The sequence below is a fragment of the Phycicoccus avicenniae genome (assembly GCF_050496545.1).
GTDB lineage: Bacteria > Actinomycetota > Actinomycetes > Actinomycetales > Dermatophilaceae > Phycicoccus > Phycicoccus avicenniae_A.
Genome location: NZ_JBNVZV010000036.1, coordinates 25,854 through 35,710, shown reverse-complemented (window position 1 = coordinate 35,710; position 9,857 = coordinate 25,854). Strand labels below are relative to the sequence as shown.

The following is a 9,857-nucleotide window of genomic DNA, read 5'->3' as shown; positions in this document are numbered from 1 at the left end:
TCGCCGGCGGCGACCCATCCGATCGGGACGACCGTCCCCGGCTCGAGGCGCGAGTTCACGTGGAGCACGCTGTTCACCCGCAGCTCGCAGCCCGAGCCGGCCACGGCCCCCGGGAAGACGGAGGCTCCGGTCGCGACGAACACCTCGTCCTCGAGGCGGGCCCCGTTGAGGTGGGTGTGCGGCCCGACCAGCACCGCGTCACCGATGAGGAGGGGGTGCTCGCTCCGGCCCCGGAGCACGGCGTGCTCCATGACGACGACGTCCTCGCCGATGACGACGGGACCGCCGACGGCGTGCACGACGACCAGGTCGAGGATGCGCGCCCCCGCGCCGACGGTGACGTCGCCGCGGAGGACGGCGTGGGGCGACACGCTGGCGCTGGGGTGGATGTCGAGGGTCATGCCTCCTGTCCTACCCCACCGCGTCGCGAAAAGGATGCGTCGCGGACCGCCCCGACCGACCGTGCGGGTGGGAGAGTGGCCGGTCATGAGCAGCGACGTGAGCCGAGCCACCCGGGACGCCAACGAGAGTCCCGTCGTCGAGAACGGTGCCCGGGTCGGGTACGCCATCGTCGGCGTCCTCCACCTCCTCATCGGGTACATCGCCGTCAAGGTTGCCTGGGGCATCGGCGGCGGCAGCACGAGCGCCGACCAGTCCGGTGCGCTGAGCACGTTGTCGTCCTCCGGCACCGGGAAGGCCCTGCTGTGGGTCGCGGTCGTCGGGTTCGCCCTGCTCGCCGTCTGGAACGTCACCGAGGGCGCCATCAGCCACGGCGAGACCTCGGACCGCGTCAAGCTCGTCGCCAAGGGCGTCATGTACGCGTTCTTCGCGTGGACGGCCTTCAAGGTCGTCGCCCTCGGGAGCGGCGGCTCGAGCGAGAAGCAGACCGAGGACGTCACCGCCTCCCTCATGGGCAGCCCCGCAGGGCAGGTGCTCGTCGGCGCGCTCGGCCTCGTCGTGCTCGGCATCGCCGGCTACCACGTCTACAAGGGCTGGAAGAAGAAGTTCCTCGAGGACCTCGTCGGCCACCCCGGTGACTGGGCGGTGCAGGCCGGCCGGGCCGGGTACATCGCCAAGGGCGTCGCGCTCGCGGTCGTCGGCGTCTTCTTCCTCATCGCCGCCGTCCAGCACGACGCCGACAAGGCCCAGGGCCTCGACGGCGCACTGAAGACCCTCAAGGAGGCGAGCTTCGGGCCGGTGCTGCTGACCGTCGTGGCGCTCGGCATCGCCGCGTACGGCGTGTACTCCTTCGCGCGGGCGCGCTACGCCCGGCTCTGAGCGCCGGTGTCCCGGCGCAGGTAGCCCCACGCGAGCAGCGCGCAGACGATCCCGTTGACGAAGCCGACGAGGATGTCGGTGACGTGGTGCGCGCCCCGGTACAGGCGGGCGAAGGCGACGCACAGCGGTGCCAGCACGCAGACCGCGATGACCACCCGGCGAACCGTGGGGTTGCCGATGCGGGTGGCCATGAGCACGAAGGAGACGTAGAGCGCGGTCGAGGCGCCGACGTGGCCGCTGGGGAAGCTCGACGTCGGCGGGGTCGGGTCGAGCCGCTCGACCGTGGGACGGGGGCGGCCGACCACCGCCGTCGCGATGACGAACACGGTGGCCTGCACCGAGATCGCGATGAGGGGGACGACCGCGAACCACCACGCCTTCGTCCGCCAGAGGATGACGAGCGCGACGAGCACACCGACCGCGATGACGTACTCGGTGTTGCCGACCATCGACATCACCTTGGTGATGGCCTCGCCGGTGGGGGTGCGTCGGTCCTGGAACCAGCGGTTGACGTCGTTCTCCGCCTCGAAGCCGCGCAGCGGTTTCATGATGACGAGCCCGATCGCCACGATGACGCCGAACAGCGGCACCGCGGGGAGCACGGCGCGCACGACGAGGTCGCGTGCGGCACCGCCGAACGACGGGCGCGACGTGTCGTCGTCCCAGCGGGTCAGGTAGGTCATCGGGGCTCCTGGGGGTGGGGGTCGGGGACGTCCGGGTCGTCCGCGGGGCGGGGGTCGCGCGGGTTCCAGCCCGCGTACCCGGCGTACGAGGCGAGCACGAGGCCGACGCCGGTGAGCGTGCCCACCGTGACGTCGCTGGGGTAGTGCACGCCGAGGAACATCCGGTCGAAGGCGGTGCCGACGACGAGGACGGCGGCGACGAGCACCATGAGCGCCCGCCCGGCGCGGGAGCGCACGACCGGCCAGAGCAGCACGACGAGGACGGTCACCCACGCCGAGGTGTTGACCGCGTGGCCCGACGGGAACGAGTAGCCGGGCGCCTCCGACACGGGATCCTCGACGACGGGACGCGCGCGCTGGAAGACGTACTTCGCGCCGAGGCCGACCGACCACGACAGCATGAGCGTGGCGAACGCCCACCACGCGCGCGTCCGCATCCCGGTGCGCCACCACACGAGCAGACAGACCACCGTGCCGATGACGTGGAGGTAGACCGGCCGGAAGGCCTCCTGCCAGGCGAGCAGGGCGTCGCGGAAGCCGAGGTGGTCGCGCGTGACGTCGGTGAGCCGCTCGATCACGGTGTCGTCGAACGAGATCAGCGGGTCCCACCGGCTGCGGACGAGGAAGCCGACGCCGAAGAGGACCAGTGCGGTGGCCAGCGCGTACCCGGCCGCGCGGCCGAGTCGACGGGCGCGGGTGCGCGGTGGCCCCGCCACGTCGGTGCTGGTCATCAGGCATGTCTACCGCACCGCGGACCCCCCCGACCGGCGCCGGTGCGCGGTCGGCCGAGGACGGGGCCGTGGGATGCTGTGCCGGCCATGGCCGAGCTCCACGTCACCTCCGCGACCAACCCCCGCCTCAAGGCGGTCGCCGCGCTGCGCCGCCGCCGCGTCCGCGAGCAGGAGGGCCTGACGGTGGTCGACGGCTACGACGAGCTGCTCCTCGCCGTCGAGGCCGGTGTCGTCCCCGACCTCCTCCTGCACTGCCCCGAGCTGATGCAGGACCCCGACGCGCAGGGTCGCCTCGTCGAGCGCGTGCGCGCGCTGGGGTCGAGCACGATCCGTTGCGGGCGAGCGGCGTTCGAGAAGGTGGCCTACCGCGAGGGCCCCGACGGCTTCCTCGCCGTCGTGCCGGTCGCCGGGGTGGCGCTCGCCGACCTCGAGCTGCCGGCTGACCCCCTGGTCGTCGTCGTCGAGGGGCTGGAGAAGCCGGGCAACCTCGGGTCGGTGCTGCGCAGCGCCGATGCCGCGGGGGCCGCGGCCGTCGTCGCCGCCGACCCCGTGACCGACTGGGGCAACCCCAACGTCGTCCGGGGCAGCAAGGGCACCGTCTTCACCGTGCCCGTCGTCGCCGCGCCGCTGCCCGAGGTCCTCGGGTGGCTGCGGGACCGGGGCATCCGGCTCGTCGCGACCACGCCCGACACCGAGACGCTGCACACGGCCGTCGACTGGCGCGGACCCGTGGCCATCGCGGTCGGCACCGAGAAGACGGGTCTCACCGACGCCGCGCTCGCCGCCGCGGACGCCCGGGTGCGCATCCCGATGGCCGGGCGGGTCAACTCGCTCAACGCCGGCGTCTCGGCGGCGGTCGTGCTCTACGAGGCCGTGCGGCAGCGGTCCGCCGGAGCGGTCTGAGCGTCTCAGAGGCGGCATCTGGTGGTGCTCCAGAGACCCGTGTGACCCCTGAGCCGCTACCCTCCCGCCCCGTGTCAGGGGCACCCCTCGCAATATGCGACCATGAACGGCATGCGAGTTGACCACGTCGTCTATGCGGCCGAGCACGATGGCGTGCACGCGACGGCCCAGCGTCTCGCGAAGCTGATCGGCGTCGAGCCGGTCGACGGGGGAGTCCACCCGCGCTTCGGGACGCGCAACGTCATCCTCCCCCTGGCGCACGAGCGCTACGTCGAGGTCGTCGAGGTGCTCGACCACCCGGCCAGCGACAAGGCGCCCTTCGGGCAGGTCGTGCGGGCCCGCTCCGCGGCCGGCGGGGGCTGGGTCGTCCAGGTCGACGACATGGCCGAGCAGGAGCAGCGCCTCGGCCGCGAGGCCGTCGCCGGCAACCGGCACCGCCCCGACGGGGTCGAGCTGCGCTGGCGCCAGCTGGGCGTCAAGGGCCTGCAGGCCGACCCGCAGCTGCCCTTCTTCATCGCCTGGGAGGACGGCACGCCGCACCCCTCCGGCGAGGCCGACAACGACGTGACCATCGAGTCGCTCACCATCGCCGGCGACCCCGACCGCGTCCGTGACTGGCTGGGCCTGCCCGCCGACTACACGTCCTCGGTCATCGACTTCTCGTTCGTGTCCCCGCACGGCACCCCCGGCCTGATGGCCGTCACCTTCGAGACGACGCAGGGCGAGGTCACCATCTGACCCGGCGCCCCACCCGACCGAGGGCCCCCACCGCACGCGGTGGGGGCCCTCGGTCGTCCGTGGGTCAGCCGCGGGGCGTCCAGCGGCGCAGCCGCAGGCTGTTCGAGACGACGAGCACGCTGGAGAGCGCCATCGCGGCGCCGGCCACCATCGGGTTGAGCACCCCGGCGACCGCGAGCGGGATGGCCGCCACGTTGTAGCCGAACGCCCAGCCGAGGTTCTGCCGGATGGTCCGCAGCGTGACCCGGGAGAGGTCGATGGCGTCGGCGACCGCGGGCAGCTCCGAGCGCAGCAGGACGATGTCGGCGGCTTCCGCGGCGACGTCGGTGCCGCTGCCCATGGCGATGCCGAGGTCGGCCTGGGCCAGCGCGGCGGCGTCGTTGACCCCGTCGCCGACCATCGCCACGACCCGACCGCGTTTCTGCAGGTCGGCGACCATCGCATGCTTGTCCTCGGGGCGGACGTCGGCGACCACCCGCCCGACCGGGATGCCCACCGCCGTCGCGACGCTCAGGGCGGCGCGGTCGTGGTCACCGGTGAGGAGGTAGCAGACGAGCCCGGTCTCGTCGAGGGCCCGGACCGCGCGGGCGGAGCTGCGGCGCACGGTGTCGGCCACGGTGAGCGAGGCGCGAGCCGTGCCGTCCCAGCCGACCCACACCGTGGTGCCGTCGGCCGAGGGGGTGGCGACCTCGCGCGGCACCTCGGCGAAGAGGTCGGCCCGCCCGACGGTCACCTCGGTGCCCTTGATCCGCGCCGTCGCGCCCGAGCCCGGCAGCGCGACGAAGTCGGTGGCCTCCGGGACGGCGAGCGCGCGGGAGCGGGCGGCGGTGACGACCGCCTGCGCGACCGGGTGCTCGCTGCCGGCCTCGACGGCCGCCGCGGCCCGCAGCGCCTGGTCCTTCGGCAGCCGGCCGACGGTGGCGACCTCGACGAGGGTCATCTCGCCGGAGGTGACGGTGCCGGTCTTGTCGAGGACGACGGTGTCGATGCGCCGGGTGTCCTCGAGGACGTCGGCGCCCTTGATGAGGATGCCGAGCCGCGCGCCGCGTCCGGTGCCGACGAGCAGCGCTGTGGGAGTTGCCAGCCCGAGGGCGCAGGGGCAGGCGATGACGAGGACGGAGACCGCGACCTCGAGGGCCCGTCCGGCCTCGCCCGACCCGATCCACCAGCCGACGAAGGTCAGCAGCGCCAGCGCGAGGACGACGGGGACGAACACCGCCGAGACGCGGTCGGCGAGCCGCTGGACCGGTGCCTTGGAGGTCTGGGCGCGCTCGACGAGCCGGGCGATCCCGGCCAGCGTGGTCTCGGAACCCACGCGCGTGGCCTCGACGACGAGCCGGCCGGTGCTGTTGACCGTGCCGCCGGTGACCTCGCTGCCGGGGCCGACCTCGACCGGCTGGGACTCCCCGGTGACGAGCGAGGCGTCGAGGGCGCTGCGGCCGTCGCGGACCGTGCCGTCGGTGGCGACCTTCTCGCCGGGCCGGACGACGAACCGGTCGCCGACGACGAGGGTCTCGACGGGGACGCGCTCCTCCACCGTGGCACCGCTGCCGGCGTCGGTGCGCAGGACGGCGACGTCCTTGGCGCCGAGGTCGAGCAGGCCGCGCAGCGAGTCGCGGGTGCGGTCGGTGGCGCGCGCCTCCATCCAGCGGCCGACGAGCAGGAAGGTCGTGACGACGGTGGCCGTCTCGAACCACAGGTGCGATGCGTCGGCGCCCATGGCGCCCATGCCCGTGCCCGCGCGGCCGAGCAGGACGACGGCGACCGAGGACAGCCAGGCCGCGAGCACGCCGAGGGAGACGAGGGTGTCCATCGTCGAGGCGAGGTGGCGCGCGTTACGGGCGGCGGCGCGGTGGAACGGCCAGCCCGCCCAGAGGACGACCGGCGTGGCCAGGGCAAGCTGCACCCACGGCTCGGCGGGCACGTCGGCCCCGGGGACCATCGCGAGGACGACGACCGGCAGGGTGAGGGCCCCGGCGAGCACCGCGCGGCGACGCAGGTCGTCCTGGCGCGTGACCTGGTGGTGGGCGACGGGGGCGACCGCCCGCTCGGCCGGGCTCCCGTCGTCCGGCGTACGGGAATCGACGAATGTGTCAGTTCTTGGACGCTCGGACGTACGCGAATCGACACTTTCGTCAGGTCGTGGACGCTGCGCGGTGGCGGGGTCCGAGGAACCGATCGGCTCGGCGCCGTAGCCGGTGCGCTCGACCGTGGCGACGATGTCGGCGACGGTCAGCGGGCCGGTCCACCGGACGGTGGCCTTCTCGGTGGCGAGGTTGACGACGGCGTCGACGCCCTCGAGCCGGCCGAGCTTCCGCTCGATGCGCGCCGAGCACGAGGCGCAGGTCATCCCGGTGATGGCGAGGTCGACCTCGTGGACCTCGCCGGCCGGGCGTTCGGCGGTCTGGGTCACGTCAGCTCCTCACGAGTCGGGTGACGGCGGCGACGACCTCGTCGACCTTGACGGCGGCGGCCTCGTCGGACTCGCGCGCGGCGTCGACGACGCAGTGCGCGACGTGCTCCTCGAGCAGACCGAGGCTGACCGCCTGCAGGGCACGCGTCACGGCGCTCACCTGGGTGAGGACGTCGATGCAGTAGGCCTCCTCGTCGACCATCCGCGCGATGCCGCGCACCTGCCCCTCGATGCGGCGCAGCCGCTTGAGGTGGGCCTCCTTGGTGTCGGAGTAGCCCGGGTGCACCGGGGGAGCGGGGTCGGTGGCGGTCATGCCTCCACCATACCCCTGTGGGGTATCCAGCGCGAACCGGGGGAGCGTGCTCCCTCGACGCCTCCGCGGGTCAGGAGGCCGGGTCGGCGTGGACGTCGGCGAGGGTCTGGGCCACGGCCTCCGCGACGGCCTCGCGTGCCTCTCGAAGGTACCGCCTCGGGTCGGTCGCGGAGGGGTCGGCGGACAGCCGGTCGCGGACCGCGGCGGTGAAGGCCAGCCCGAGGAGCGTGCCCACGTTGACCTTGGTCATGCCCGCCGCGACCGCCCGGCGTAGGTCCTCCGGGGGGACGCCGCTGGAGCCGTGGAGGACGAGCGGGACGGGGACGGCCGCGTGCAGCCGGGCGACGAGGTCGTGGTCGAGGCGGGCGGTGCGGGTCGCCATCGCGTGGCTGCTGCCGACGGCGACGGCCAGCGCGTCCACCCCGGTCGCCGCGACGAACGCCGCTGCCTCGCCCGGGTCGGTGCGCACCCCCGGGGCGTGGGCGCCGTCCTTGCCGCCGACCTCGCCGAGCTCGGCCTCGACGAAGAGGCCCTGGTCGTGGAGCTCGCGGGCGGCCCGTGCCGTCACGGCGACGTTCTCGTCGTGCGGCAGGCGGCTGGCATCGACCATCACCGACGAGAAGCCGTGTGCGGCAGCGCCGGCCACGAGGTCGAGGTCGGTCGCGTGGTCGAGGTGCAGCGAGGCCGCGACGGCCGACTCCTCCGCGGCCACCCGGCAGGCGGCGGCCAGCGGCCCGACCCGCCCGCCGTGGAAGGCCACCGCGTTCTCGCTCACCTGGAGGACGACAGGATGCCCTGCGCGCTCGGCGCCAGCGAGGACCCCCCCCAGCTGCTCGAGCGTGACGACGTTGAACGCGAGGACGGCGCGGCCGGAGCCGGCGGCGGCGCCGACGAGCTCGGCGGTGGTGGTCAGGGGCACGGGCGGTCCTCCGGTGGGACGGGGCTTGGCGGGGTCAGGGGTGCAGGTCGGCGGTGCGGGCGGGGGCGCGGAGGGCGGCATCGAGCTCGGCCGCGGTCGGCTGCCCGGCCGTGCCGCCGCTGTGCCGGGTCGAGAGCGCCCCGGCCGCGCAGGCCCGGCGCAGCGCCTCGTCCTCGGGGTGGCCGCCCAGCAGGGCCGCCACGAACGCCGCGTCGAACGTGTCACCGGCACCGGTGGTGTCGACGGGGTCGACCGGCGTGCCCGGCTCGTGCAGCACCCGGTCGGCGCCGACGAGCAGCGCACCGTCGGCGCCGTTCTTCACGACCACGGTCGGCCCGCGGGCGGCGAGGCTGCGCGCCGCCGCGGCGAGGTCGGCGGGCGCCTCGCCGTCCAGGGCCCGCGCGGTGGCGAGGCACTCCTCGGCGTTGGGGAGGAGCAGGTCGACGAGCGGCAGCACCTCGGCGAGGCCCGGGAACCGGCCGTCGGGGTCGAGGTTGGTGTCGAGCGAGATGCGGGCACCAGCCGCGCGGACGAAGGGCAGCAGCCGGGGCAGGGCCGCCGCCCGCCGGCGCTGGAGGAAGAACGAGGAGACGTGCAGATGGCGTGCTGGTGGCACGTCCTGCACCGAGTACCAGTCCGGCGGTGGCGCGTCGATGGCCCCGACGAGGGTGAGCGTGGCCCGGGAGGAGCCGTCCGAGAGCACCACGGACAGGCCCGTGGGCTCCGGCCCGACCTCCACCCACGAGCAGTCGACGCCGCCGTCCCGCAGCAGCCGCAGCGTCTCGGTGCCGAAGACGTCGTCGCCGACCCGGGCCATCAGGCCCACGCGCAGCCCGAGCCGCGCCAGGGCGTGGGCCGTGATGGCCCCCGACCCACCGAGCACGAGGTCGGCGTGCTCGAGCAGCTGCTCGGACTGCCCGAAGCGCGGCACGACGTCACCCCGGAGGACGAGGTCCGGGTTGGCCTCGCCGAGGACGAGGACGTCGAGGGGCGCGGTGGTCATACGAGGTGGACCTCGACGCCGGCCGCGCGCAGCCGGGCGACCTCGTCGGCCGGCGCCCCGACCTCGGTGAAGAGCATCGACACCCGCGAGGCCGGGACGATCGGCGAGAGGACGACGCGCCCGATCTTGCTCGCGTCGGCGACGACGAAGAGCCGCTGGGAGCGCTCGGCCATCTTCTGGTCGGTGCGCGCCTCCACCGCGTCGTGCGTCGTCAGCCCGCCGGCGACCGAGATGCCGTCGACACCCATCACGGTCACGCCGAAGTTCAGGCCCTCGATGAACCGCTCCGTCCACGCGCCGACCGCCTCGTAGCTCTCCGAGCGCATCGTCCCGCCGGCGATGATCACGCGCAGGCGGGGGCTCGTCGCGAGCTCGGTGGCGATGTTCACCGCGTTGGTCACGACGGTCAGCTCGGAGCGGTCGTGCAGGCGCCGGGCGACCTCGGTGGTGGTCGTGCCGCCCGAGATGGCCACCGCCATCGCCCGGCGCGGGATGGCCTCGACGCAGGCGGCGGCGATGCGGGCCTTGGCGTCGCGGCGCTGGCCGTCGCGGTACCGGACCGGCATCTCGCCGGCCAGCACCCGGCAGGTGGCACCGCCGTGCACCCGCTTGAGGAGGTCCTGGGCCTCGAGGACCGCGAGGTCGCGCCGCAGCGACGCCTGCGAGACGTCGAGCTCGGCGGCGAGCTGGGTGACGGTCACGGTCCCGCGCTCGGTGAGCAGCGCGAGGATCGCGGCGAGCCGGGAGGTCCGACGGTCGGACACCTGGGTGCGCGGCGAGCTCGGGAGCGAGGTCATGACGTCCATGATCGGCGCCAGTGCAGCACGCGGTGCGCGAACGGTCCGGAAAACGCGCAACACCGTTGCGCATCCGGGC

At 74.4% G+C, this 9,857-nt stretch carries 11 protein-coding genes; 3 read left to right on the top strand and 8 right to left on the bottom strand.

Annotation, left to right across the window (positions count from 1 at the left end):
• The coding region (locus ACQZ2A_RS20240; protein WP_430214593.1) for a gamma carbonic anhydrase family protein at positions 1-401 on the bottom strand (401 nt) is incomplete at its 3' end.
• Positions 402-486: 85 nt separating this feature from the next.
• On the opposite strand from ACQZ2A_RS20240, the gene ACQZ2A_RS20235 reads away from it, so the two are divergent.
• Positions 487-1,278 (top strand): DUF1206 domain-containing protein, encoded by a 792-nt coding sequence (locus ACQZ2A_RS20235; RefSeq protein WP_430214591.1) that lies wholly within the window; start codon positions 487-489, stop codon positions 1,276-1,278.
• Here the strand turns inward: ACQZ2A_RS20235 and ACQZ2A_RS20230 are convergent.
• Both ACQZ2A_RS20230 and ACQZ2A_RS20225 read right to left on the bottom strand, forming a co-directional pair.
• Complete coding sequence (locus ACQZ2A_RS20230; RefSeq protein WP_430214589.1) at positions 1,263-1,961, bottom strand: phosphatase PAP2 family protein; 699 nt, start codon at positions 1,959-1,961, stop codon at positions 1,263-1,265. The two genes, ACQZ2A_RS20235 and ACQZ2A_RS20230, sit on opposite strands and share 16 nt — an antisense overlap.
• Positions 1,958-2,692 (bottom strand): phosphatase PAP2 family protein, encoded by a 735-nt coding sequence (locus ACQZ2A_RS20225; RefSeq protein WP_430214588.1) that lies wholly within the window; start codon positions 2,690-2,692, stop codon positions 1,958-1,960. The genes ACQZ2A_RS20230 and ACQZ2A_RS20225 overlap by 4 nt, the downstream gene beginning before the upstream one ends.
• Positions 2,693-2,779: 87 nt before the next feature.
• Between ACQZ2A_RS20225 and ACQZ2A_RS20220 the strand changes: the two genes are divergently transcribed.
• Positions 2,780-3,595 (top strand): TrmH family RNA methyltransferase, encoded by an 816-nt coding sequence (locus ACQZ2A_RS20220; RefSeq protein WP_430214586.1) that lies wholly within the window; start codon positions 2,780-2,782, stop codon positions 3,593-3,595.
• Positions 3,596-3,706: 111 nt separating this feature from the next.
• Complete coding sequence (locus ACQZ2A_RS20215; protein ID WP_430214584.1) at positions 3,707-4,333, top strand: VOC family protein; 627 nt, start codon at positions 3,707-3,709, stop codon at positions 4,331-4,333.
• 64 nt (positions 4,334-4,397) lie between these two features.
• On the opposite strand, the gene ACQZ2A_RS20210 is transcribed toward ACQZ2A_RS20215, so the two are convergent.
• From ACQZ2A_RS20210 to ACQZ2A_RS20190, 5 genes are all read right to left on the bottom strand, one after another.
• A complete protein-coding gene (locus tag ACQZ2A_RS20210) occupies positions 4,398-6,746 on the bottom strand; it encodes a heavy metal translocating P-type ATPase (protein ID WP_430214582.1) in 2,349 nt (782 codons plus the stop codon).
• A gap of 1 nt (position 6,747) precedes the next feature.
• Complete coding sequence (locus ACQZ2A_RS20205) at positions 6,748-7,059, bottom strand: metal-sensitive transcriptional regulator (RefSeq protein WP_430214581.1); 312 nt, start codon at positions 7,057-7,059, stop codon at positions 6,748-6,750.
• Positions 7,060-7,129: 70 nt separating this feature from the next.
• The gene (locus tag ACQZ2A_RS20200; RefSeq protein WP_430214579.1) at positions 7,130-7,978 is read right to left on the bottom strand and encodes a class II fructose-bisphosphate aldolase; all 849 of its coding nucleotides are present in this window, start codon (positions 7,976-7,978) and stop codon (positions 7,130-7,132) included.
• A 34-nt stretch (positions 7,979-8,012) separates the two neighbouring features.
• Positions 8,013-8,981, bottom strand: coding sequence for a carbohydrate kinase family protein (locus tag ACQZ2A_RS20195; RefSeq protein ID WP_430214577.1), 969 nt, complete (start codon positions 8,979-8,981; stop codon positions 8,013-8,015).
• Positions 8,978-9,778 carry a DeoR/GlpR family DNA-binding transcription regulator gene (locus ACQZ2A_RS20190; protein WP_430214576.1) on the bottom strand — a complete coding sequence of 267 codons (801 nt, stop codon included), beginning with the start codon at positions 9,776-9,778 and terminating at the stop codon, positions 8,978-8,980. Before ACQZ2A_RS20190 ends, ACQZ2A_RS20195 begins: the two co-directional genes overlap by 4 nt.
• Positions 9,779-9,857 lie beyond the last annotated feature (79 nt).